Origin of the sequence: Streptomyces sp. NPDC101152, assembly GCF_044768275.1 — a bacterium.
Classification (GTDB): domain Bacteria; phylum Actinomycetota; class Actinomycetes; order Streptomycetales; family Streptomycetaceae; genus Streptomyces.
Map to the genome: position 1 here is coordinate 69,466 of NZ_JBIWPO010000006.1, position 23,547 is coordinate 93,012.

The window sequence follows — 23,547 nt, forward strand, 5'->3', positions numbered from 1 at the left end:
GCCGCGCACGTCGTCGCGCACCCGGCGCCTGGCCGCGCCCGAATCCGCCGCCCCGGCAGCGGGCCCGGTGCTTCAGCCCGTCGCGTCCACCAGGGCCAGCTCGTGGAGGCGGTCCGGTGGGCCCGGGCGGGCGTAGTACCAGCCCTGGGCCGTGTCGCAGCCCAGTATCCGCAACTGCTCGGCCTGGGCGCCGGTCTCCACTCCCTCGACCGTGACGGCGAGGTCGAGACTGTGGGCGAGGGAGACGATCCCGTCGACGATCTTGAGGTCGACTGGGTCGGCCGGGAACTGCTGCATGCTCTGGGTGAAGGAGCGGTCCAGCTTGAGGATGCTGACCGGCAGCCGGCGCAGGTTCGCCAGGTTCGAGTAGCCGGTGCCGAAGTCGTCCAGGGCGATGTCGACGCCCATCTCGGCCAGTCGCCGCAGGGGTTTGAGCAGGTCGTCGTCGGCTCCGATGAGGGCCGACTCGGTGACCTCCAGGCACAGGACGTCGGGCTCGACACCCGCGCGTTCCAGGATCTCGACGGTGTCCTGGACCAGGCCGGGGTGGGTGAGCTGGCAGGGCGAGAGGTTGACGTTGATGCGGAGGGGCCCCGCATCGTCGTACCGTTCTCGCCATTCACGGGCCTGGCGCACGGACTGTTCCAGCACCCAGCGGCCGAGCGGGACGATCAGACCGGTGTGTTCGGCGAGCGGGATGAACCGGTCCGGGCCGAGCACGCCGTGCTGTGGGTGCAGCCAGCGCACCAGGGCCTCGGCGCCGCGCACGCTGCCATCGCCGAGGTGGACCAGCGGCTGGTACTCGATGAAGAACTCGCCCCGCTCCAGCGCGGCGGGCAGCGCGGTGGTCAGCCCGTGCCGGGTGATGGCGCGGGCGTCCGCCTCCGGATCGGCCAGCTCGTAGCGGTTGCCGCCCGCCGACTTGGCCCGGTACATGGTGATGTCGGCGCTGCGCAGCACCTCCGCCGGGCTGCGCTCCCCCGCCGGTCCCTCGACGATGCCGATGCTGCCGCGCACCGTCAGCTCGCGGCCGTCGATGCTGATCGGGGCGATGAGGACGTTCATGATCCGGTCGGCGAGCTCGTCGACCTCGCGCTGGGTGTTCGAGCCGGTGGTCAGCGCCACGAACTCGTCACCGCCGAGCCGGGCGACCATCTCGCCGGGCGCCGTGGTGCAGGACTGCAGGCGGTCGGCGACCTCCACGAGCAGCCGGTCACCGGCAGCGTGGCCGAGGCTGTCGTTGACGGTCTTGAAGCCGTCCAGGTCGAGGTAGCACAGGCCGAAGCGCTGGCCCTCGCCGGCGCCGAGCGCCTTCTCCAGGCGCTCGAAGAAGAAGGTGCGGTTGGGCAGGCCGGTCAGCGCGTCGTGCGTGGCCTCGTAGCGCAGCCGGAGGTTGAGCAGCCGGCGTTCGGTGGTGTCCTCCATCAGCGCGAGCTGGTACTGCGGGTTGCCGTCCGCGTCCCGCAGCAGGGAGACCGTGAGGTTGGTCCACAGGACCGTTCCGTCAGGGCGGTAGAACGCCTTCTCGAGGTGGTAGTGCTCGCGCTCGCCGCGGACGAGTTCCTCGTAGAGGGTCCAGGTCTGCGGGGCGTCCTCGGGGTGGGTCCACTCCTTGACGTTACGGGCCCGCAGGTGCTGCTCGGTCAGGCCGAACATCCGCAGCAGGGCGCCGTTGACCTGGAGGATGTTGCCGTCCAGGTCGGCCATGCCGATCCCTATCGCCGCGCCCTCGAACACCGCGCGGAAGCGGGCCTCGGTGGCGTGCAGCGCCTGCGCCACCACGCCCTGGGCCTGCAGCGCGGCGACGGAGATGGCCTCCTGCTCGGCCAGCGTCCGCTCGCGCAGCGCCTGCGCGAACCCGGCGGCCATGGCGTGCTGCAACCGCGCGCTGCGCGCCCGCAGTTCCTCCTGGTCGCCGTCCTCGCCGCAGTACAGCACGAGGTAGGCGTCGACGCAGTCCAGGGAGCGGCTGAGCGCCTCCGGGTCGGTGCAGTGCGCGGTGACCAGGGCCGCGCCCACCGCCCTGCCCTGGTCCGCGTCGAACGTGCGGGCGTGCAGGGCCTGACTCAACCGCCGGGCCAGCGGCAGGAGCTGCTCCTCGAACTCCGGCCGGGTCAGGGACGTCGAGGTCACCGGGAACACGGCCCGGCTCCAGATCGTCGCGAACCGGCGCAGTCTGTCCTCCGGCCCGTCCGGCTCCGCGCTCACGCCGTACGCCCCACGCCGGCGAACCCGGAGAAGGCATAGGGGTCCTCGTCCTCGGGCGCCTCCTGCGGCCGCCACAACGGCGGCGCCACCAGTCCCGGTTCCACCATGTCGTACCCCTCGAAGAACCGCGCGATGTCGTCGCGCGAGCGCATGATCAGCGGGTTGCGAATGTCCTTGTACACGTCCACCGCGCCCTCCGCCCGCTCCGGCGGCAGCGGGATCCCGTCGTACGAGGCGTGCGTGAGCACCAGCAGGCTGCCGGGCGCGAGCGCGTCGCGCAGCTCGGCCACCGCCTGGTACGGGTCGTCCGCGTCTTCCACGAAGTGCAGTATGGCAACGAGAAGCAGCGCCACTGGCCGGTTCAGGTCGATCAGCCGCTCCACTTCGGAAGTCGCGAGGAGCTCCTGGGGCTTGCGGAGGTCGGCGGCGACCACGCCCGCGTCCTCGTTGCCCTCGAGGACCGCCTGGCTGTGCGCCACGGCGACCGGGTCGTGGTCGACGTACACCACCCGTGCGCCGGGGCGGGCGGACTGGGCCACCTCGTGGACGTTACCGAAGGTGGGGATGCCGGAGCCGATGTCCAGGAACTGGTCGATGCCCTCGTCCACCGCGAAGCGCACGGCGCGGCGCATGAACGCCCGGTTCGCCTGCATGATCTTCGGCAGGCCCGGCATGAACTCCATGGCCCTGCGGGCCGCTTCCCGGTCGACCTCGAAGTTGTGCGAGCCGCCCAGGTAGAAGTCGTAGATGCGCGAAACGCTGGGCACCGAGATGTCGATGCTCCGGGGGGCCCAGGCGGGACGCTCCATCTATCTCTCCAAGGCGTAGGCGATCCGGTGTTCGAGCTGAGGCTACTGATCGCCCGCCAACGGGGCGAGTCGAAACGGAAATTGACCGTCCGTTCCCGGTCACTGCCTGCGGCACGTGCCGCATTCGCCCGTAGAAAAGCGGCAAAACGGCGGGCGCCGGAACGCGGAAAGCGGTCCGCCCCCTCCGTGCGGTGCGGAGGGGGCGGACCTGCGATCAGCGCGTCCGGAGCGGTCAACCCTGGGGAGGTGACGCCTACTTCTTCGGCGCGCCGATCGGCTTTCCGGAGGGCGCCATGACGTACCAGGTGCCCCCGACACCCTGGCCGTTGGTGTCCCCGGGCTTGGTGTCGCCGGAGAAGGTGTACGCCGGCCAGCAGTCGACGGTCATCTGCTTGACGCCGTCGGGCCGGGTGAAGCCCATCAGGCCCTTCTTCGCGATGCCCTTGGTGTCGTTCGGGTCGACGGGGGCGACGGCGGGCCACTTCTGCAGGCAGGAACCGGTGCAGTTGGAGATCACCTTCGGCCAGGCCTGGTCCTTGATGAACCGGTAGACCGTCATGCCGTTCTTGTCGACGACGATGTCGCCGAGCTTGGGGTCCTTGCGCACGGACAGGCCCGGCAGGCTGGCGAGGGTGGCCTTCTTGCCGGTGGGGGCCAGCGCGAACCACTTGCCGCCCACGCCCTGACCGGCGATGTCGCCGGCCTTGGTGTCCTTCGCGTACCGGTACGCCGGCCAGCCGCCGATGGTCAGCTGCTTGGTGCCGTCGGCGCGGGTGACCTCGCCGAGCAGGGACTTGTCGATACCGGCACCGGCCGAGGCGTCGTTCGCGGGGACGGGCGGCCAGGCCTTGGCGCAGGCGCCCTCGCAGTTCGACTTGGGCGGCTGGGCCGTGTCCTCGTCGAAGCGGTAGAGGGTCAGGCCGGCGCTGTCGGTGAGCACCTTGCCGAGCTCGGCGTTGGACGCCACGTTGAGCTGGCCGGCGGGCGAGGTCTGGGTCGCGGAGCCCTGCTGACCGTCGGCGCCGTATCCGTTGCTGGGACTGGCACTGGCGCCCGTGCCGGCACCGACGCTGCCGTAACCGCCGGCCGGCGCCGTGGCGCCCACGTTCTGGCTGCCCACCGAGGAGGCACCGCTTCCCTGGCCGCACGCGGTCGTCAGAGCCAGGATGGCCGCGGCGCCCACCACCATGGACGCGCTCCGCCAGGAGGTCTTCATCGTCAACAACTCCCCATACTCACAAGGGTGTTGCAGCGCCCTGCTGCGCCGCCGCACGAGCATGGGTACGCATGGGACCTGCGGTTGTGTTCAACCGCCTCACAAATTTCTTTTCGGAACCTGTGGCACCGCCACCCCGATTCGCACGTGCGTGCCTGTCGACGGCTCCTCCCGGGCGAGCCGGATAAACCCCCGTACGCCCCGAATCCCCCCTTAGGGCCAATCCCTCCGCGCTCCGGTGTGGCCCGGTCCGGGAAGCCTCATGATCTCGTTCGTGCATGGACCCGAACCGACCCAAACCGCCCTCGTCGCACGGACGTTGGCGCTGGTGACGCTCACCTGGCTGCTGGTGGGGGCACCGGCCGCGCCGGCCGCCGCCGACGCCTGCGCGTACGCGTCGACCGGCCCGGACGGCATCCAGGCGGTGGCGGTCGCCGGAGACCTCTCCTGGCCGATGCCTCCGGCCTGCCGGACGCCGACCCCGCCGCCACCTCCGCCACCGACTCCCCCGTGCCCGAGCCCGACGCCGACACCGACTCCCACTCCGAGCCCGACGCCCCGACCGACGCCCAAGCCGCCGCCCGTCCCGACGCCGTCGCCCAAGCCCACCCCCCGGCCGCCGGTGGCCCGCGTGAGCTATCCGCTCTACCGCGCACCCGCCCCGCACCGGCCCGCCCACGACGGCCCGTCGCCGCTCACCTTCGTCCTGCTCATCACCGCGCCCGCCGCGATCGCCGTGGCCGCGCTGCGTCCGCGCTGACTCTGGAGGCACCTCTTGTCGGATTGGCTTGTTCTCACCCTCGCGATGCTGGCCGCCTGCGTCGTGGTCGTCATCGTGACCCTCGTACGGAACCGGGCCGCTCCCGAGGACGAGGACACCAGCGAGACCCCGGACGTCATCGAGTACATGACGATGTGGATCGGCGTCGTCTACGCCATCGTCCTCGGTCTGGCCATCGCCGGGGTCTGGGAGGGCCGCAACGCGGCCCAGGACCACGTCCAGTCCGAGGCGGTCGCGCTGCACGAGATCTCGCAGCGGGTGCGGGTCTACCCGCCCGACGTCCGCGACCGCATCCGCAACGACGTCAACGCCTATGTCGGACAGGTCGTCACCGCCGAGTGGAAGGCGATGTCCGACCACGGCAAGGTCACCGCGCGCGGCAACGCGCTCTTCCAGCGCATCCGCGAGGACGTCACCGACTACCAGCCGAAGAACGACTTCGAGGCCCAGGCCTACCAGCCGCTGGTCGACCAGGTCACCGCGGCCGACCAGGCCCGCGCCGCCCGCTCGAACTCGCTCGGGGCGACCATGCCGGGAGTGGTCTGGTTCGGGCTGCTGACCGGGGCGGCGGTCACCATCGGCATGATCTTCGCGCTGCAGATCCGGCGCACGGCGCGCGAACTGGTCCTGGCCGGGCTGTTCTCCGCGCTGATCGCCTTCCTGCTCTTCCTCATCTGGGACTTCGACGCGCCCTACAGCCGGGGCATCACCGCCTCGGCCGCTCCCCTCCTGAACCTCTTCCCGCACATCAAGGCCTGAGGGCCTCTCACCCGACCGGCCATCCGGGGGACACCCGCCACGCCGCGCCTGTCCCCCGGATGGCCCACACGTATGCCCCATTCGCCCTACAGCGATCGCGCGAGGCGCACACCTGTTCCTAGCGTTTCGGTCATCGAGGTGCATCGACGACGTCAGCGGAAACGGTCCGCAGCTGCTCCTCGGGGACCCGGAGGATCAACCATGCGCGCGATACGCGTCGCTTCGGCCGCACTGCTGGGCGTCAGCGCCCTCACCTGCTCCGTGCCCGCCGCCACGGCAGGCACCATCTTCCCGTTCGGCTTCAGCGTCCTGCCGTCGACCGTCGCGGCGGGCGGCCAGGTCACGCTGGAGCTGAACAGGAACGGCGGCTGCCGGGGACCGGCGACCGTGACCTCGGCGGTGTTCGACACGGTCACCATCCCCCGGGGCCTGTCCTTGGCAACGACGGCGGTCGACCGGGACGCCAGACCGGGGACGGTGTACCCGGTGACGTTCACGTGTGACGGGGTGAGCGGATCGACGGGGCTGACCATCGCGGGCGGCCGTCCGGTGGGCCCGACCCCGCTGCCGGTGACGCCGGTCAGTCCACCCCGGGCCGTGCACGCCGGTGAGGGCGGCAGCGTCGCAGGGTTCGACCTGAAGGAACTCGGCCTGGGCGCTGCGCTCGTCGCGGGCTCGGTCGGGGCGGTCTACCGCTTCTCCCGCCGGCGCGACGTCTGACCGAAGGCCTCGGTCCCGGATTCCCGGGGAAGGGATCCGGGACCAAGGCGTTTCGGCGTGCGGGTGGTCCGTGGAAGGGGTGCGGGGGTCAGATCCGCCGCTCCGCCCTGCGGCGCATCCAGAAGACCCCGCCGCCGACGACGGCCGCGGCGACCAGTCCGCCGCCGATCGCCACGTCGGTCGGCGTGGCACCGCTGGAGTTGCTGCCGCCGAGACCGCCCTGGACGGCGCCGATGACGGTGAAGGCGTTGGGGTTGATCACGGTGCCGTTGCGGCAGACGACGCTGATGCTGTGCGGTCCCTGGCGCGCGTCGCGGCTCACGGTCGCGGTGCCCGTCGCGAGGCCGCTGCGGTCCTCCGTCCTCAACCGGACCGTCGGGAAGGCGTCGGAACTGGCGGTCGCGTCGGGGCCGTTGCAGTTGTTGACGGTGATGGTCAGCTGCCCGCCCCGGGCGATGACGCTGGGCAGGGCGACGATGTTGCTGGGGCTGATGTGCATGCCGTCCCGGGCGTCGGCCGCGGGGGCGGCGATCCCCAGGGCGGCGACCGCGGCGGCAGCAGCTGCCAGGGCACGAGTGGTACGCATGTGATCCTCCGCGGAAGACGCCCCGGGACCCGTCCCCGGTCGATCGGCGAGAAAACGTCTCCCGGAAAAACCCTCAGTTGCCCTGCCACGGACCGCATTTCGGCGCTGGTCCGTCCTGGTGAGAGGAAACGCCGGGTGATTACCGCACAATCGGATATCGCCGCAGGTCACACACCGTCAGAAATTTCCAGGGGACGGCAACTCGGATGGCGCACCGAAGACACGCGGGGCACCCGTTCGCGCCTCACCCGTCGCCGCTTTCGCGCGCGCGACTTAGCGTTCTCGTATGCGCGAATGACGCGGCGACGGCCGCGTCGAGAGGGGAAGTCGAATGTCTGCGTTCGAGCTGGCCGACGACGAGGAGGAGCTGCGGCCGAAGAAGCGTGCTCCCTGGGGCGTGATAGCGCTTGTTCTGCTGACCGGCCTCGCCCTCATCCGGAACGGTTCGGGTGAGTTCGACGTGGGGCCGCCGCAGCCCGCCGCGGCCGCCGCGGCGGACAGCCGGGTCCCGAGCACCTTCACCAGGGTCGACCCGCTGCCGTACGCCCAGCCCGACCGGGTCCGGATCCCCGCCATCCGGGTCGACGCGCCGGTCACGCCGGTCGGTCTGGACAGTGACGGCTGGGTCGGGGCGCCGCCACCGGAGGACCCGAACCTGGCGGGCTGGTTCACGGGTGCGGTCTCGCCCGGCGAGAAGGGCACCGCGGTCGTCGTCGGCCACGTCGACAACAAACAGGGCCCCGCCGTGTTCTACGGACTCGGAGCCCTGAAGAAGGGAAATCGCGTCGAGGTCGCCCGGAAGGACGGCAAGACGGCCGTTTTCGAGATCTACGGCATCGAGGTCTTCGCGAAGGACAACTTCCCCTCGGACCGCGTCTACGCCTCCAAGGGAACTCCGGAACTCCGTGTCATCACCTGCGGCGGCGGTTTCTCCAAGCAGCACGGATACGACGGGAACGTCGTCGTCTTCGCCCGCCTGGCCGACGTCCGCTGAGGATTCCCCGGCCGGGCGGGCGGAATGCGCCTCACGCGTACCGGCGCCTCGGCAGGGTGATGTGGTAGCCGGAATCCAGCAGTCGGGGCAGATACTCCCGCAGCGCCTGGACACTCTGCGAGCGGTCGCCCCCGGCGTCGTGCGAGAGCACCACGACGCCGGGGGCGGCGCCGTGCTCGACGGCGTGGACGATGCTGCCGGTGCCGGGGGTGGTCCAGTCCTCGGTGTCGACGGTCCAGGCGAGGGGTTCCATGCCCAGCTCGGCCTCCAGTTGGAAGGTGGCCCGGTTCCAGGCGCCGTAGGGGGCGCGGAACCACTGGGGCTTGTCGCCGTAGGCGTCCTCGATGACGTCGCTGGTGCGCTGCAGCTCGGAGCGGATCTGCGCGCGGGTGAGCGTGGTCAGCAGGGGGTGGGACCAGGTGTGGTTGCCGACGACGTGGCCCTCGTCGGCCATCCGGGCCAGCAGGTCCCGGTTCCAGTCGGCCTGCTCCCCGCACACGAAGAACGTCGCGTGGACCTCGTACTTGGCCAGGGTGTCGAGGATGTGCGGGGTGTAGCGGGGGTCGGGTCCGTCGTCGAAGGTCAGCAGCATGGTGCGACCGCGTCCGGACATGCGCAGGAACGGTTCGTGCCGCACGGGCAGCCGGGCGGGGACGGCGTGCGGTGGCCCGTCACCGGTCAGGGGCTGCAGACGGTAGGCGGAGGGGGTGAGCGCGGTGCGAGCCTGCGGGCCGGCGACGGGTGCGGCGGTGGGCCGGGCCGGCTCGTCGTCCCCGCCCAGCGCGACCGCACCGGCGGTGCCGGCCGCGCCCAGGGCGGCGGCCGCGGCGATCAACGCCCGGCGCCGCGTGAGGAACTGATCCTTCTTCATGAGTCATGAGTCGCCCGGCACGGGGCCGACGCCCCACGGCGACACCGGTCCGGGCGCAGGAAACCACCCACTCGGCCCAATCGGGTCAGCGGCGGCGGACCAGCGGGAACGGCAGGGTCTCCCGGATCGTCAGTCCGGTGAGGAACATGACCAGGCGGTCCACGCCGATACCGATGCCTCCGGTGGGCGGCATCGCGTATTCGAGGGCGTCGAGGAAGTCCTCGTCCAGTTCCATCGCCTCGGGGTCTCCCCCGGCGGCCAGCAGCGACTGGGCGGTCAGCCGCCGGCGCTGCTCCACCGGGTCGGTCAGCTCCGAGTAGGCGGTGCCGAGCTCGGTGCCGAAGGCGACGAGGTCCCAGCGTTCGGCGAGGCGCGGGTCGGTGCGGTGCCGGCGGGTGAGGGGCGACACGTCCGTCGGGAAGTCCTTGTAGAAGGTGGGCAGTCGGGTCCGCTCCTCGACGAGCCGCTCGTACATCTCGAGGACGACGTCGCCGCGCCCGTCGTCCGCGGTGTACGGCACCCCGGCGCGGTCGCACAGCCGGTGCAGTCGGTCCAGTTCCGTGTCCGCGTCGATCTCCTCCCCCAGGGCCTCGGAGATCGCCCCGTGGACGGTCCTGACCGGCCAGGTGCCGGAGATGTCGTACTCCTCGCCGTCCTTGCGGGCGACGGGTGAGCCGAAGGCGGCGGTGGCCGCGCCCTGGATCAGTTCGCGGGCGAGGTCGAGCATCACGTCGTAGTCGGCGAAGGCCTGGTAGGCCTCCAGCATCGTGAACTCGGGGTTGTGCTTGTAGGAGACGCCCTCGTTGCGGAAGGTGCGGCCCAGTTCGAAGACCTTCTCCAGGCCGCCGACGCACAGCCGCTTCAGGTACAGCTCGGGGGCGATGCGCAGGTACAGGTCGAGGTCGTAGGCGTTGATGTGGGTGGTGAAGGGGCGGGCGTTGGCGCCGCCGTGGATCTGCTGCAGCATGGGCGTCTCGACCTCGAGGTAGCCGCGGCTCAGCAGGCCCTCGCGCAGGGCCTGTACGGCGGTGGAGCGGGCCCGGATCACCTCGCGGGCCCCGGGTCTTGAGACCAGGTCGAGGTAGCGCATCCGGACCCTGGCCTCGGGGTCGGCGAGCCCCCGGCGTTTGTCGGGCAGCGGGCGCAGGCACTTGCCGATCAGCTGCCAGTCGGTGACGAAGACGGTGGGTTCGCCCCGGTCGCTGGTGCCCGCCCGGCCGGTGGCGGTGATGTGGTCGCCGATGTCGGTGTCGGCGGTGAAGCGGTCGAGGGCGGGGCCGGACCCGTCCCGGGTGAGGGCGAGTTGGTGGTCGCCGGACCAGTCGCGCAGCACCGCGAAGACGATGCCGCCGAAGTCGCGGACGAGCATGATCCGCCCGGCCACGGTCACCTGGTCGCCGGGCCGGACCTCGGCGAGGGTGTGGGTGCGGGGTGGGATGCCGACCGGATAGGGGTCGGTGCCGTCGGCGTACAGCCGCTCGAGCTTGTGGTGGCGGACGCGCACCTGTTCGGGCAGGCCGGCCAGGGGGTCGTCGGGCCCGGCCTCGTCCCCTCCGGCGAGGCCGAGCGCCGACAGCGACGGCAGGCCCTGGGTGGTGACGGGCCTCACCGCGCCGCTCGGGTGCCCCTTTCCCCAGAGTTTGCGCAGGGACGGTACGGAAACGAAACCTTCGGCGATCGCGGAGGCCAGGCCGATCCGGGCGAGGGCGCCGGCGTCGCCGTAGCAGATGAAGCGGGGGTACCACTCGGGCTGGTACTTGGCGTTGGAGCGGTACAGCGCCTCCAGTTGCCACCACTTGGAGAAGAACAGCAGCAGGCGCCGCCACAGGCGCAGGACCGGGCCGGCGCCGATGCGGGCGCCCTCCTCGAAGGCCGAGCGGAAGACGGCGAAGTTCAGGGAGATCCGGCGCACCCCCAGCTTGGGGGCGGCGGCGCACAGTTCGGCGACCATGAACTCCATCACGCCGTTGGGGGCGCTGCGGTCACGGCGCATCAGGTCGAGGGAGATGCCGTCGCGGCCCCAGGGGACGAAGGAGAGCAGGGCGAGCAGGCGGCCGTCCGCACCGATGGCCTCCACCAGGAGGCAGTCTCCGTCGGCGGGGTCGCCGAGCCGGTCCAGGGCCATGGAGAAGCCGCGTTCGGTCTCGGTGTCGCGCCAGGCGTCGGCCTTGTCGATGACCTCCTCCATCTCCTCGTCGGTGAGGGAGGCGTGGCGGCGGATGCGGGTGGTGGCGCCGGTGCGGCGGACGCGGTGCACGGCCTGCCGGGTGACGCGCATGTCCCGGCCGTCGAGGTCGAAGGCGGCGACGTTGAGGATCGCCTCGTCGCCGAGTTGCAGGGCGCCGAGCCCGGCGCGGGCGTAGGCCCGGGCGCCGTCCTCGGAGGCGCCCATCGCGGCGGGCGCCCAGGCGTGCCGGCGGGCCACGGCCAGCCAGGCGGCGATGGCGTGCGGCCAGGCCTCCCGGTCACCCACGGGGTCGCCGCTGGCGAGGCAGACGCCGGCCTCGACGCGGTAGGTGACGGCGGCCTTGCCGCTGGGCGAGAAGACGACGGCCTTGTCGCGGCGGGTGGCGAAGTAGCCGAGGGAGTCCTGCTCCCCGTAGGCGCCCAGGAGGGCGCGGATGCGGGGCTCCTCGTCGCCGTGCAGGGCGGATTCCATGCGCTGGGAGCGGAAGAGGGTGGCGGCGGCGTTGAGCAGGGCGAGGGCCCCGAAGAGGCCGAGGAGGAAGAACAGGGCGTGGGGCGGGCGCCCGCCGAAGGTCTGCGGCGAGACCAGCCCGCCGCACACGCGGTTGGCGGCCCAGACCAGGTGCTGGCTGTCGGGCAGGGTGCCGGGGAACAGTTCGACCAGGCCCCAGCCGGCGAGGATGCCGACGGCCAGGCCGACGAGCAGGACACCGACGGCGCGGCGCACGGCGGCGCGGCGGGAGGCGGCGTAGAACTCGCCGCGGGCCACGATCAGCAGGACAAGCAGCAGGCCGCACACGACCAGGGACGGGACGGACTCGGCGTACAGGCCGAGGAGGACACCCAGCACGTCGGTCAGGACCACCAGGCCGAGGTACACGACCACCAGCCACCAGGCGATCTTCTTGCGGGCGGCGGTGGCGGCGGCCAGCAGGAAGAGGAAGACGGCGTAGGCGAGGTTGGCGCTGACGGGGACGATCACCAGGTCCAGGAAGCGTACGAGGGGGCGGAGCAGGGTGCGCAGCGGCGGGACGAGGGACAGGAGGGCACACAGCAGCCCGAGGGCGCCGAAGAAGGTCGCGAAACCTTCGGGCACCCGGCTCAGCGGTCCGGTGCCGGGCGGCCGTACCGGACCGGCGCTGTCCTCGGGCGCGGAGGCGTCGGCGGGGGCACTCATGGTTCCGACTGTAGGAAGGGCCCGGCCGAGCCGCCCGTCGAGAGGGGCCGCCGAGGCTCGGGACCTGCGGTTTCCGATAGCCTCGCAGCCGTGACGGAACAGCACTCGCACCAGTTCGAGCGGGGCACGGACGGGCCCAAGGTCATCGTGGTCGGAGTGGACGGCTCCGACTCCTCGCTCCGCGCGGCGGCCTACGCCGCCGGCCTGGCCCGCCGCCAGCGCGCGCTCCTCGCCATCGTCTACGTCCAGCCGGTGATGGCGGCGGGCGCCGCGATGGGGGTGCCGGTGGCGGAGGCGACGGACGAGATCGCCGAGGAACTGGTCGCCTACATCCGGGACTCGACCGAACGCCTGAAGGGGATATTCGAAGTGCGCTGGGAGTTCCACACCTTCCGCGGCGACCCCTACAGCGGCCTGGTGAAGGCGGCGGACGACCTGAAGGCGGACGCGGTGGTGGTGGGCGCGTCGGAACAGGCCGGCCACCGCATCATCGGCTCGGTCGCCGTCCGCCTGGTGAAGACGGGCCGCTGGCCGGTGACGGTGGTCCCGTAGGGCTCACCTCGGTGGCGTGCCGCGTACGCCCACCGCGTGGGCGGCGCGGGCGGGCCCTCACTCCCCCATCAGCAGGCCGTCCTTCGCCGCGCCACGGCTGAGTGCCACGTCGCGGATGCGGTCGCGGACCCCCTCTGCGTCGGCGCCCTGTTCGAGTGCGTGGTTGAGGTTGACGACCCGGCCGGCGTCGACGTCGAACAGCTGTGGGATGAACTCGGCCCTGGTCACCTGCCAGCGGCCGCCCGGGCGGGCGGGCTGGGCGAAGGTGAATCGGGCGATGGTGGACTGGTTGCCGCGTGGGTCCTGTGCGCCCGCGTTGTCGTACATCTCGCCGGCGATCTGGTCGCCCATGCCGTAGACGACCCACGTGCCGTTGACCTTCTCGTACGCCTGCGGGACATGGGCGTGGGCGCCGAGGATCAGGTCGATGTCGGGGCGGTCGCCGGTGCGGGAGGCGGTGAGCCGGCGGGCCAGGGCGAGTTGCTGCTCGTCGGGCGCGTCCTGCCACTCGGTGCCCCAGTGCAGGGAGACGACGACCACGTCGGCCCCTGCCCGCCGGGCGGCCCGGGCGTCGGCGATGATCTGGTCCTCGTTCATGAGGTCGACGGCCCACGGCTCGCCCGGCGGCAGCGGCAGGCCGTCGGTGTCCGAGGTGTAGGCGAGGTGCGCCACCTTGGCCGGGCCCGCGCGCAGGAGGGTGACCGTGTGCGCCTCGGCCTCGGTGCGAGCCGAGCCCGCGTGCCGTACGCCCGCGCCGTCGAGTGCGTCGAGGGTGCGCCGGACGCCCTCGGCGCCGTCGTCGAGGGTGTGGTCGGAGGCGGTGGAGCAGCCGTCGTAACCGGTGGCGGCGAGCGCCCGGGCCACCTCGGGCGGGGACTTGAAGGTGCTCTCCATGTGGCACAGCGCCACATCGGCACGGGAGACCACGGGTTCGACGCCGGCGAGCATCGGGCGGAAGTCGTAGGAGTTCCCGCCGCCGTCGAAGCGGGCGCGGTCGATGATCGAACTGTTCGGGAGCACGTCGCCGGACGCGACGAGCGTGAAGCCGCGCGCGGCCTGCGGGGCCGGGTGCCCGGCGTGGACCGTCGCCCGGTGGTGCTGGGCCTGGCAGGCGGCGCCCCCGGCGAGGACGGCCGTCAGGGCCAGGGCAACCTGTCGTCTGCGTGCAATCATCAGCTCACCCCAGAGTGGTCATATTTAACGACAAACGGTACGAAGGTGAGAGGCCCCGCCACCGACTTCGGCACGCCGATTAGCCCGTCCGGCGGTCGCCCGGAACCGTTCGTCGCGCCGTTCGCCGACGCGATCGACCGTCCGCCGCAGATCTCCGTACGGGCCCTGTCCCGGACGGCCGGCCTGCGGTGCCATACGCGCATGACGGCCGGAACCACCCTCACGAACGGGACGACCGCCGAGCACGAGCTCGCCGCAGTGCAGCGGGAGCACGGCCGGCCCCTCTTCGCCTTCCTCCTGAGGCTGTGTGACGGCGACCGGCAGCGCGCCGAGGACCTGATGCAGGAGACCCTCGTCCGCGCCTGGCAGCACCCCGAGGCGCTGCGCGCCGACGACTTCGCGTCCGTGCGGCCGTGGCTGCTGACCGTGGGACGGCGACTCGCCATCGACGCCCGGCGGGCCCGGCAGGCGCGGCCCGCCGAGGTCGGGGACGCGGTGCTGGAGAACGCGCGGGCGATCGGCGACCACGCCGAACGGGCCGCGGCGACCCTGGACGTGCGCGAGGCTGTGAAGACACTCACTCCGGAGCACCGTGAAGTCCTGGTGCTCGTGTATTTCCAGGGGACGAGTGTGGCGGAGGCCGCGGAGATCCTCGGGATCCCGCCCGGTACGGTGAAGTCCCGCGCGTACTACGCGCTGCGCGCCCTGCGCCGGGTGCTTCCCGGATACGCGGCCGACCTGCGGTGAAACCGACGGCTGAGTCAAACCTCCGTAAAGCGCCTTGCTGAGGACCCCGGTTGAGTAATCGGCTGTCCTCATCCGTGTTCCGGACTGGGGGGCTCGGGGTCCGGATCCGGGCCCGGAGCCGGGCGACGCGAACGCACCGGAGGAAGGCAGGAAGGGATGCTGCACAGAGGTCAAGAGAGCACGGACGGCACCGGCGGCGGTGAACTGGTCGTCCCGATGGCCTGGTTGTACGCCGAGTACATCGCCGACGAGCTGCTCAGGACGGGCGATCTGATGCCGCCGACGTCCATGGAGTTCCGGGCCGGGCGCGACGCGCTGGCACTGACCATCTTCCTCGCGGACACGGACGGCGAACTCTCCGGGATCCGGGTGGTCTCCCAGCTGGAGACCTGGCTGTCGCTGACGGCGTACGACCAGCCGTGGCAGGACTGGGTCGGCGAACGGATGGCCGATCTGGCCGCCGTGGCGCTCGAGTCCGGCGGCCCCACGCCCGACCTCGATCTGGCCGAGGCGGCCTGGCGCTGGCTGGAGGAGACCGAGTTGCTCGCGCCCGATCTGAACGCGGTGCCGGGCGGCGCCGGGGGGGGCGGTGAGGACGAGGGGCCGAAGGTGTGGACGAAGGCCTGGCAACTCGGCCTGCCCCTCGGCCACCTCGCCATCCATCTTTTTTAGATTCGTTTCGATCCGGACCAATCCGCGGCCCGCGTCGCTACGAATCCCTTGGTTGCGATTCTGTCTGTGGCTTGAGTGAATCGGCGGTCTGGTGCGTACCGGTGGGAGCAAGAGTCACCCACCCCGCACCCGACGGCACGAGGATTCGGCATGAGGTCCCAGGAAACGCACCGCGACGTCGCCGCGTACGCGCTCGGCGTGCTGGACGAGGCGGACGCCTTCCGCTTCGAGGACCACCTCATGGAGTGCGCGCGCTGCGCGGCACACGTGACCGAATTCGGTCCCGTCACCCGGCAGATGATGCTGTACCGCCGGTCGACACCGCGGTTCGTGAGCCCGCTCACCCGGCCCGGGCCCCAGTTGTTCGACCGGCTGATGGGCGCGGTGGCGGCCCGGCACAAGGCGACGCGGCGGCGCTTCCTGTACGGCCTGGCCGCCTCGGTGGCGGTCGCCGCGGCCGGACCCGGCGTGGTGATGATGGCCAAGGGCGGCGACGACGGCATGATGCGGGTCGCCGCGACCGACGCGAAGTCGGGTGTGTGGGCCCGGGTGACGACGGCCGACGACTACTCGGGCAGCGACGTGAAGCTCGAGATCAAGGACGGCGCCGGCCCGCGCTCGTGCCGGCTCATCGCCGTCGGCCGGGACGGCTCCGAGCAGATCCTCACCAGCTGGACCGTGCCCAGCCACGACGCCCGCCCGATCACCATGCGGGGCACGTCGTCGATGCACGTCGAGGAGATCGCCCGCTACGACGTGCGCACGGCCCAGGGCGAGCACCTGGTGACGCTGCAGCCGCACTGAGCCCGGGTCACGGCCGGCGCAACGCGGCGCGGGCCCGGTGGACGAAGGCCGGCGGGAGGTTCGGCCACACCGTCCGGGTGCGCTCGACGATCGGGAAGCGGTCGCGCAGGGCGGCGGCGAGAGCGCGGCCGGGTGGGGTCCAGGCGGCGTGCGTGTAGGCGAACGTGGTGAACCGGCCGCCCGGTGCCAGCGACTTCGCCACGGCGTCGAGGGTGTGGTCCCGCGTCCGCGCCGGCATGACGGTCCACGGCAGCCCGGAGACCACCGCGTCCACGGGGCCGTCCACGAGCCCCGCCAGGTCGGCCGCCGAACCGTGCACGACGGTGAGCCGCTCGTCGCGGTGGGTGGCCGCGAGGCGGTCCGCGAGGTGGGCGTTGAGCTCGATGGCGACCAGACGCGCGGTGGGCGGTATGCGCCGCAGCACCGCCTCGGTGAACACGCCGGTGCCGGGGCCGAGTTCGACGACGAGCCGGGCCTCCTCCAGACCGATGTCGCGGGTCATGGCCGCGGCCAGCCGTCGTGAGCTGGCGGCGACCGCGCCGGTCGTGAGGGGGCGTCTGAGGAACTGAGTGGTGATCGACACGGCGGCCATGCTCGGCAGCCGCGGGGTGGCCGCGCGTCGTACGCCGGGGCCGCCCGGGTAGTCCTGCGGTACGACCCCGGTGCAGCCTGCGGGACGACGCGCGTGGCGCCGGACCCCCCCTACCGTGGGCCGGTGTTTCGACTGATCGAGGGCCTGTCGCGCCGGCTGCGGCGCAACCCGCGGCTGCTGGACCTGTGGGTGATGGCGCTGGTGGGGCTGCCTCCGGTGATCCGTGAGCAGGACGGCTGGCGGCCGGTGTGGGTGCAGATCGTGGTGAACGCGGCGCTGGTGCTGCCGCTGTGGTGGCGCCGGCGGGCGCCCGTCGCGGTCGCCGTGGCCGTCACCGCCGCGTTCTGGGTCCAGTACCTGGGCGCGGTGTGGGGAGACGAGCCCGGACGCGGAGTGCTGGCCGTGGCGACGGTCCTGTACACCCTGGCGACGCTGGGGCTGCGTCGCGCGGCCGTGAGGACGGCGGTGTGCGTCGCCGCGGGGGTGGTGCTGTGGACGCCGCGATGGCTCGCGTCCACCGACCCGGCCGGGGCCGGGCCCAGCCCGTGGCTGACTCCGTCGACCGTGGCGGTGTGGCTGGCGGGAGCGTGGGTGTGGGGCGCTTACGTACGGCAGCGGCGGGCGTTCCTCGCCGAGTCCACGCGTCGCGTGGCGGCCGAGGAGCGGGCCCGGATCGCCCGGGAGATCCACGACGTGCTCGCGCACGGCGTCAGCGTCATGGTGCTCAACGCCGAGGGCGGCAGGCTGGCCCGGCACACCGACCCCGCCGCGGTGGACCGCGCGCTGCGGACGATCAGCGCCACCGGCCGCGAGGCCCTCACCGAACTGCGCCAACTGCTGGGCGTGCTGCGGGACCCGGCGACCCTCGACGACCGCGGTCCGGAAGGGGGCCCGACACCGCCGCCCGAACCCCCCGCCGGTGCCCGCGACTCCCGCGAGAAGCCGGACGCCGCGGCCGAGCACACCCTGATGCCACCGCCCCCGACCAGGCCCCCTGGCCTTCCCCCGCCGGCCGCCCCGCGAGCGGGCCTCGGTGACCTGCGGACGCTGGTCGACCGCTTTCCGGGGGCCGCCGAGCTCGACCTGCGGGGGGACCCGCGGGAGGTGCCGCCCGGGGTCGCCGCGCAGGCGTACCGGATCGTGCAGGAGTCCCTCACCAACGTCGCCAAACACGCCTCGCCGGACGCCACGGCCCGCGTCCGGGTCGACGTCGGTACCCCCGGCCCCGGCCGCCGGGTCCGCATCCGCGTCGACAACTCCGCGGGCGGCACCCCCGCCCCCGCGCCCACGCTGCCCTCGGCCGGACGCGGTCTGACCGGCATGCGGGAACGGGCGGCGCTGTACGGCGGCACCGTCGACGCCGGCCGCACGGACGACGGCGGATACCGCGTCGACGCCACCCTGTGGCCGGTGCCCCGGTGACCGGCGCCCGCTCCCCGCACCGCGTCCTGCTCTGCGACGACCAGGAGCTGATCCGCATGGGGTTGCGGATGGTCATCGACAGTCAGCCCGACCTGACCGTCGTCGGGGAGGCCGCGGACGGGGACACGGCCGTGGCCCGCAGTGCCGAACTGGAGCCGGACCTGGTGCTGATGGACGTACGGATGCCAGGCGTCGACGGTCTGGCGGCGACCCGGCGCATCCTCGAGCAGCCCGCCGCGCCCAGGATCCTCGTCGTGACGACGTTCGACCTCGACGAGTACGCCTTCGGCGCCCTGCGCGCGGGCGCGAGCGGGTTCCTGGTCAAGGACGCGGTCGGCGAGGAGATCCTGGTGACGGTCCGGGCGGTGCTGCGGGGCGAGGTGATGATGGCGCCCTCGGTGGTGCGCCGACTCGTGGAGCGCTTCGTGCTGCCTGCCCCCGCGCCCGGGCAGAAGGCCCGCCTGGAGCTGCTGACCGGGCGGGAGCGGGAGGTCCTGGCGCTGGTCGCCCAGGGGCTGAGCAACGGTGAGATCGCCGCGCGGCTCTTCCTGGGCGAGACCACCGTCAAGACCCATCTGGGACGTGTCCTGGGCAAGTTGGGGCTGCGTGACCGGGCGCAGGCGGTCGTCTTCGCCTACGAGAGCGGGCTGGTGCGGGTGGGCGCGTGAGCGCGGGCCGCCGGGTCGCGGCTACTTGAGCAGCCGCGACATCCGGCGGTCCGCGAGCGGCTTCCCGCCCGTCTGGCAGGTGGGGCAGTACTGGAGGGAGGAGTCGCTGAAGGAGACCTCGCGGACGGTGTCGCCGCAGACCGGGCAGGGTTCGCCGGTACGGCCGTGGACGCGCAGGCCGCTCTTCTTCTCCGCCTTCAGCCGGCCGGCCGCGACGCCTCGCGAGCGTTCCACCGCCTCGGTGAGGGTGGTACGCAGGGCCTCGTACAGCCGGGCCGTCTCCTTGGGGCCGAGACTCGCGGCGAGTTTGAAGGGGGACATCTGCGCCGCGTGGAGGATCTCGTCGCTGTAGGCGTTGCCCACTCCGGCGATCAGGCTCTGGTCGCGCAGGGCGCCCTTGATCTGGCGTCTCTCGTCCTTCAGCAGTGCGGCGAACGCCTGTTCGTCGAAGTCCTCGGCGAGCGGGTCCGGGCCGAGGCGGGCGAGTCCCGGGACCTGCTGGGGGTCCTGGACGACGTACACCGCGAGCCGCTTCTGGGTGCCGGCCTCCGTGAGGTCGAAGCCCTCACCCGTCTCCAGCGCGACCCGCAGGGCGAGGGGGCCCTTGCCGGGGCGGGGCGCGCCGTCGGGGAGCCTGTCCTTCCACTGGAGCCAGCCCGCGCGGGCCAGATGGGTCACGAGGTGCGGGCCGCCCTCGGTGGCGAGGTCGAGGAACTTGCCGTACCGGCGCACGGCGGTGACCTCACGGCCCTCGACGGCGGCGAGCGGAGGGTCGTACGTCTTCAGCACGCTGATCGCGACGGGCAGCACGCGCACGATCTCGTGCCCGACCAGGTTCTCGGTCAGGAAGTCCTTGAGCGCTTCGACCTCGGGCAGTTCCGGCATACGTCCAGAGTGCCACCGGGCACCGACGTCGCCACCGGGTTCACTGCCGCACCGGCACCACGAACTCGCACCACACGCACTTGCCGCCGCCCCGCGCCTCCACGCCCCACGCGTCGGTGAGCAGGTCGACCAGGAGCAGCCCGCGCCCGGAGACACCCGACTCCCCGGCCTCGCGGCGACGCGGCAGGGCGCTGGAGGAGTCCTCCACCTCGACCCGCAGCCGCCGCTCGCCGCCGCCGGTGAGCACCCTCAGGGTGACGACGGCGGCGCCCTCGGTGTGCATCAGGGCGTTGGTGATCAGTTCGTCGGCGACCAGTTCGACCTCGTCGGCGCGTTCCTGTGCGCCCCACGCCCGGACCGCGGCCCGGATCATGTGCCGGGCCTGGGTGAGGGCTTCGGGGTCGCCGGGCGCCACGTGCTGCTGGAGCCGGCCGCCGGACTGCGGGGTTTCCAGGCCGCGACGGCGCAGCAGGAGCAGGGCCGCGTCGTCGTCGCCGCCGCGTTCCTCGGCGACGTCGATGAGGCGGTCGGCGAGGTCGCGTACGTCGTCGGGGCCGGAGGCGACCAAGGCGGTGAGTGCCTGCATGCCGTCGTCGAGGTCGGCGCCGGGCTGTTCGACCAGGCCGTCGGTGCACAGGACGAGGGTGTTGCCGGGGTCGAGCTCGAGGGTGCCGACGGGGTATTCGAGGCTGCGGAACTCGGCGGACAGACCGAGCGGCAGCCCGCCCTCGACGGGGACCCGGCGGCAGCCGCCGTCGGCGCCCCGCACCAGCGGGTCGATGTGGCCGGCCCGCACCACCTGCACCACTCCGGTCGCGAGGTCCGCCTCGGCGTACAGGCAGGTCGCGAAGCGGTCGGTGTCGAGTTCATGGAGGAAGACGGAGGCGCGGGCCATCACGGTGGCGGGGGTGTGGCCCTCGGCGGCGTAGGCGCGCAGCACGATACGCAACTGGCCCATGACGGCGGCCGCGTGCGTGTCGTGGCCCTGGACGTCGCCGATGACCGCGCCGACCCGGCCGCCGGGCAGCGGGATGAGGTCGTACCAGTCGCCCCCGATGTCCCGGGCGACGGAGCCCGCGGCGGTGCCGGCGCGGTAGCGGACGGCGACGTCGGCGCCGCGCACGCTGGGGATGGTGCGCGGCAGCATGGCCTGCTGGAGGCCGGAGGCGAGGTCTTTCTCCTGTTCGTAGAACATGGCCCGCTGCAGGCTCTGCGCGATGCTGCTGCCGAGGGCGATCAGCACGTTGCGTTCCTCCGGCGAGAAGCCGCGCCGGTCGCTGTAGAGCAGGCCCATCGCGCCGATCGGCCGGGCCTGGACGATGAGCGGCAGATAGGCGGCCGAGGTGATGTTCAGGTCGGTGAGGTGCGGCCACAGGACGGGGAAGCCCTCGGCGAACTCCTCCGGCGACTCGATGAAGCGCGGGCTGAGGGTGCGCACGACCTCGCTCATCGGGTAGGGCTCGTCGATACGGGTGACCAGGGTGCCGGGCACGAAGCTGCCCTCGGGGCCCTCGGCGATCAGCCGGATCCGGCCGGCCTCGACCAGGCCCATGACCAGGCTGGTGGCGCCCAGATGCGTCAGGCCGTGGGTGTCCTTGAGGACGTCGATGACGTCCTGGACGGTGCGGGCGTGGGCGAGGGCGGCCGTGGTGAGCTGCACGACGTTGGTCTGCTCGCGCCGGGCCGCGTCCTGTGCGGCCTGCTCCTGGCGGGCGGCGATCTCGCCGAGCTCCCGGGTGGCGTCGCGGACGATGCCGATGATGCGGCGCGGGCGGCCGGTCTCGTCGCGCCGGATGTAGCCCTGGGTGTGGGTCCAGCGCAGGACGCCGTCGCGGCGACTGATGCGGAAGTAGGCGCCGTAGTTCTCGCTGCCGTCCTTCAGGGCCTGGGCGATCAGGGTGTCGAGCCGGTGGGCCTCGGCGCGCGGGACCCGGCTCGTGAGGCTCTCGGGGTGGCCGTCGTATTCGTCCGGGCGCAGGTCGAAGACCTCGTGGGCCTGGGCGTCCATGTGGAACAGGCCGCTGTCCAGGTCCCAGTCGAAACTGCCCATCTGGTTGAGCGCCAGGATGTCCGGGTGGGCGGGCCAGTCGTCCGGGAGTGACAGGGCGCTCGCTCCCCGATCAACCATGGAGCCACCTTGCCAGTGTTTGGCCGATTCTTCGACCGGGAGTGACGTGATTGTTTCGCCACGGGGGATCACTTCCGGCTGCTTCACTCACCCGGGTTACACAGGCGGAGCAGGGATAGACGCAGAGTGACGTAGGTTCGGCGCGAGAATGGAGACAGGAGCGCACGGCCATGGACTGGTTCACCGCACCCGGGTACTGGATGAGCCGGCTGGTCTTCCAGCGGGCGCTGGCCGGCGTGTACCTGGTGGCGTTCTGGACGGCGGCCCGGCAGTTCCGCGCGCTGATGGGCGAGCGGGGGATGCTGCCCGTCGCCCGGTACGTCGAGCGGGTGCGGTTCCGCCAGGCGCCGAGCCTGTTCCAACTCCACTACTCGGACCGCTTCTTCGCCTTCTGTGCCTGGACGGGCTGCGCGGTCTCCGCCGCCCTCGCCGCCGGGCTGGACTCCCGCCTCCCCCTGTGGGCGGGGATGTCGCTGTGGCTGCTCCCCTGGCTGCTGTACCTGTCCATCGTCAACGTGGGACAGACCTGGTACGCCTTCGGCTGGGAGTCACTGCTGCTGGAGGTGGGCTTCCTCGCCGTGTTCCTGGGCAACGACGAGGTCGCGCCGCCCGTCGTCGTCCTGTTCCTGCTGCGCTGGATCCTCTTCCGCGTGGAGTTCGGCGCCGGTCTGATCAAGATGCGGGGCGACGCGTGCTGGCGGAAGCTGACCTGCCTCGACTACCACCACGAGACCCAGCCCATGCCAGGCCCGCTGAGCTGGTTCTTCCACCATCTGCCGAGGTCCGCGCACCGGGTGGAGGTCGCGGCCAACCACGTCACCCAACTCGCCGTCCCCGTCCTGCTGTTCACCCCTCAGCCGATCGCCACGGCCGCCGCGTCCCTGATGATCGTCACCCAGCTCTGGCTGGTCCTGTCGGGCAACTTCTCCTGGCTGAACTGGATCACCATCGTGCTGGCCGCGTCCGCCCTGCGGCTCCCGTCCGACGCGCCCGTCAGGGTCCCGGCCACCCCTCTGTGGTACGAGGTGCTGGTCCTCACCGTCGCCGCGCTGCTCCTCGGGCTCAGTTACCACCCCGTGCGCAACATGATCTCGCGCCGCCAGATCATGAACCGCTCCTTCGACCCCCTGCACCTGGTCAACACCTACGGCGCGTTCGGGAGCGTCAGCCGCATCCGGTACGAGGTGGTGATCGAGGGCACCGACGACGCCGTACCGCGCGCGGACTCCGACTGGCGGGAGTACGAGTTCCGGGGCAAGCCGGGCGACCCGCGGCGCTGGCCGCGCCAGTTCGCGCCGTACCACCTGCGCCTGGACTGGCTGATGTGGTTCGCGGCCCTCTCGCCCTCCTACGCGGGGCCCTGGTTCGGCGTCCTGGTGGAACGGCTCCTGGAGAACGACCGGGACACCCTGCGGCTGCTGCGCCGCTCGCCGTTCCCGCCCGACGCCCCGCCGCGCTTCGTCCGGGCCCGCCTCTTCCGCTACCGGTACACGAGCTGGCGCGAGCTGCGGGAGACGGGGGCGTGCTGGGAGCGGACGTACGTGCGGGAGTACCTGCCGCCCACGCGGCTGGCCGGGGCGGCGCAGCGGTCGTGAG

Annotated in this window: 21 protein-coding genes; 11 read left to right on the plus strand and 10 right to left on the minus strand. The window is 72.3% G+C overall.

Annotation, left to right across the window (positions count from 1 at the left end; genetic code table 11):
- Positions 1-72 precede the first annotated feature (72 nt).
- The 3 genes from ACIRVK_RS10090 to ACIRVK_RS10100 form a co-directional block, all read right to left on the minus strand.
- Positions 73-2,208 (minus strand): putative bifunctional diguanylate cyclase/phosphodiesterase, encoded by a 2,136-nt coding sequence (locus ACIRVK_RS10090; RefSeq protein ID WP_404245083.1) that lies wholly within the window; start codon positions 2,206-2,208, stop codon positions 73-75.
- Positions 2,205-3,017: an SAM-dependent methyltransferase gene (locus ACIRVK_RS10095; protein ID WP_404245085.1), complete on the minus strand. Its 813-nt coding sequence runs from the start codon at positions 3,015-3,017 to the stop codon at positions 2,205-2,207. The genes ACIRVK_RS10090 and ACIRVK_RS10095 overlap by 4 nt, the downstream gene beginning before the upstream one ends.
- A gap of 253 nt (positions 3,018-3,270) precedes the next feature.
- Positions 3,271-4,233, minus strand: a complete 963-nt coding sequence (locus ACIRVK_RS10100) for an SCO0930 family lipoprotein (protein WP_404245087.1) — start codon at positions 4,231-4,233, stop codon at positions 3,271-3,273.
- Positions 4,234-4,507: 274 nt separating this feature from the next.
- Between ACIRVK_RS10100 and ACIRVK_RS10105 the strand changes: the two genes are divergently transcribed.
- From ACIRVK_RS10105 to ACIRVK_RS10115, 3 genes are all read left to right on the plus strand, one after another.
- On the plus strand, positions 4,508-4,993 hold the full coding sequence (locus tag ACIRVK_RS10105; protein WP_404245089.1) for a hypothetical protein: 486 nt from the start codon (positions 4,508-4,510) through the stop codon (positions 4,991-4,993).
- Positions 4,994-5,008: 15 nt separating this feature from the next.
- Positions 5,009-5,773 (plus strand): DUF4239 domain-containing protein, encoded by a 765-nt coding sequence (locus ACIRVK_RS10110; RefSeq protein ID WP_404245091.1) that lies wholly within the window; start codon positions 5,009-5,011, stop codon positions 5,771-5,773.
- A gap of 201 nt (positions 5,774-5,974) precedes the next feature.
- Positions 5,975-6,493: a hypothetical protein gene (locus tag ACIRVK_RS10115; protein WP_404245093.1), complete on the plus strand. Its 519-nt coding sequence runs from the start codon at positions 5,975-5,977 to the stop codon at positions 6,491-6,493.
- 88 nt (positions 6,494-6,581) lie between these two features.
- Here ACIRVK_RS10115 and ACIRVK_RS10120 read toward each other — a convergent pair whose 3' ends face one another.
- Entirely contained in the window at positions 6,582-7,079 is a 498-nt protein-coding gene (locus tag ACIRVK_RS10120) for a hypothetical protein (RefSeq protein ID WP_404245095.1), read from the minus strand.
- 331 nt (positions 7,080-7,410) lie between these two features.
- On the opposite strand from ACIRVK_RS10120, the gene ACIRVK_RS10125 reads away from it, so the two are divergent.
- Positions 7,411-8,073, plus strand: coding sequence for a class F sortase (locus tag ACIRVK_RS10125; protein WP_404245096.1), 663 nt, complete (start codon positions 7,411-7,413; stop codon positions 8,071-8,073).
- Positions 8,074-8,104: 31 nt separating this feature from the next.
- Here ACIRVK_RS10125 and ACIRVK_RS10130 read toward each other — a convergent pair whose 3' ends face one another.
- Positions 8,105-8,944 carry a polysaccharide deacetylase family protein gene (locus ACIRVK_RS10130; RefSeq protein ID WP_404245098.1) on the minus strand — a complete coding sequence of 280 codons (840 nt, stop codon included), beginning with the start codon at positions 8,942-8,944 and terminating at the stop codon, positions 8,105-8,107.
- An 85-nt stretch (positions 8,945-9,029) separates the two neighbouring features.
- Positions 9,030-12,308, minus strand: a complete 3,279-nt coding sequence (lysX, locus tag ACIRVK_RS10135) for a bifunctional lysylphosphatidylglycerol synthetase/lysine--tRNA ligase LysX (protein WP_404245100.1) — start codon at positions 12,306-12,308, stop codon at positions 9,030-9,032.
- Between the two features lie 90 nt (positions 12,309-12,398).
- Here lysX and ACIRVK_RS10140 point away from each other — a divergent pair, with 90 nt between their 5' ends.
- Positions 12,399-12,860, plus strand: a complete 462-nt coding sequence (locus ACIRVK_RS10140; RefSeq protein ID WP_404245102.1) for a universal stress protein — start codon at positions 12,399-12,401, stop codon at positions 12,858-12,860.
- Between the two features lie 57 nt (positions 12,861-12,917).
- Here ACIRVK_RS10140 and ACIRVK_RS10145 read toward each other — a convergent pair whose 3' ends face one another.
- A complete protein-coding gene (locus ACIRVK_RS10145) occupies positions 12,918-14,033 on the minus strand; it encodes a CapA family protein (protein WP_404245104.1) in 1,116 nt (371 codons plus the stop codon).
- 201 nt (positions 14,034-14,234) lie between these two features.
- On the opposite strand from ACIRVK_RS10145, the gene ACIRVK_RS10150 reads away from it, so the two are divergent.
- The 3 genes from ACIRVK_RS10150 to ACIRVK_RS10160 all read left to right on the plus strand — a co-directional run bounded on the left by ACIRVK_RS10150 (position 14,235) and on the right by ACIRVK_RS10160 (position 16,256).
- Entirely contained in the window at positions 14,235-14,780 is a 546-nt protein-coding gene (locus ACIRVK_RS10150) for a sigma-70 family RNA polymerase sigma factor (RefSeq protein WP_404245558.1), read from the plus strand.
- Between the two features lie 156 nt (positions 14,781-14,936).
- Positions 14,937-15,452 carry a hypothetical protein gene (locus ACIRVK_RS10155; protein ID WP_404245106.1) on the plus strand — a complete coding sequence of 172 codons (516 nt, stop codon included), beginning with the start codon at positions 14,937-14,939 and terminating at the stop codon, positions 15,450-15,452.
- A gap of 150 nt (positions 15,453-15,602) precedes the next feature.
- Entirely contained in the window at positions 15,603-16,256 is a 654-nt protein-coding gene (locus ACIRVK_RS10160; RefSeq protein ID WP_404245107.1) for an anti-sigma factor family protein, read from the plus strand.
- 7 nt (positions 16,257-16,263) lie between these two features.
- Here ACIRVK_RS10160 and ACIRVK_RS10165 read toward each other — a convergent pair whose 3' ends face one another.
- On the minus strand, positions 16,264-16,848 hold the full coding sequence (locus tag ACIRVK_RS10165) for a class I SAM-dependent methyltransferase (RefSeq protein WP_404245109.1): 585 nt from the start codon (positions 16,846-16,848) through the stop codon (positions 16,264-16,266).
- A 123-nt stretch (positions 16,849-16,971) separates the two neighbouring features.
- On the opposite strand from ACIRVK_RS10165, the gene ACIRVK_RS10170 reads away from it, so the two are divergent.
- Positions 16,972-18,270, plus strand: a complete 1,299-nt coding sequence (locus ACIRVK_RS10170) for a sensor histidine kinase (RefSeq protein WP_404245111.1) — start codon at positions 16,972-16,974, stop codon at positions 18,268-18,270.
- Positions 18,267-18,938, plus strand: a complete 672-nt coding sequence (locus ACIRVK_RS10175; RefSeq protein WP_404245113.1) for a response regulator — start codon at positions 18,267-18,269, stop codon at positions 18,936-18,938. The genes ACIRVK_RS10170 and ACIRVK_RS10175 overlap by 4 nt, the downstream gene beginning before the upstream one ends.
- 21 nt (positions 18,939-18,959) lie before the next feature.
- Here ACIRVK_RS10175 and ACIRVK_RS10180 read toward each other — a convergent pair whose 3' ends face one another.
- The gene (locus ACIRVK_RS10180) at positions 18,960-19,823 is read right to left on the minus strand and encodes an Fpg/Nei family DNA glycosylase (protein WP_404245115.1); all 864 of its coding nucleotides are present in this window, start codon (positions 19,821-19,823) and stop codon (positions 18,960-18,962) included.
- A gap of 40 nt (positions 19,824-19,863) precedes the next feature.
- A complete protein-coding gene (locus ACIRVK_RS10185; RefSeq protein ID WP_404245117.1) occupies positions 19,864-21,951 on the minus strand; it encodes a SpoIIE family protein phosphatase in 2,088 nt (695 codons plus the stop codon).
- A 170-nt stretch (positions 21,952-22,121) separates the two neighbouring features.
- On the opposite strand from ACIRVK_RS10185, the gene ACIRVK_RS10190 reads away from it, so the two are divergent.
- Positions 22,122-23,546 (plus strand): lipase maturation factor family protein, encoded by a 1,425-nt coding sequence (locus tag ACIRVK_RS10190; protein ID WP_404245119.1) that lies wholly within the window; start codon positions 22,122-22,124, stop codon positions 23,544-23,546.
- Position 23,547: the final 1 nt, after the last annotated feature.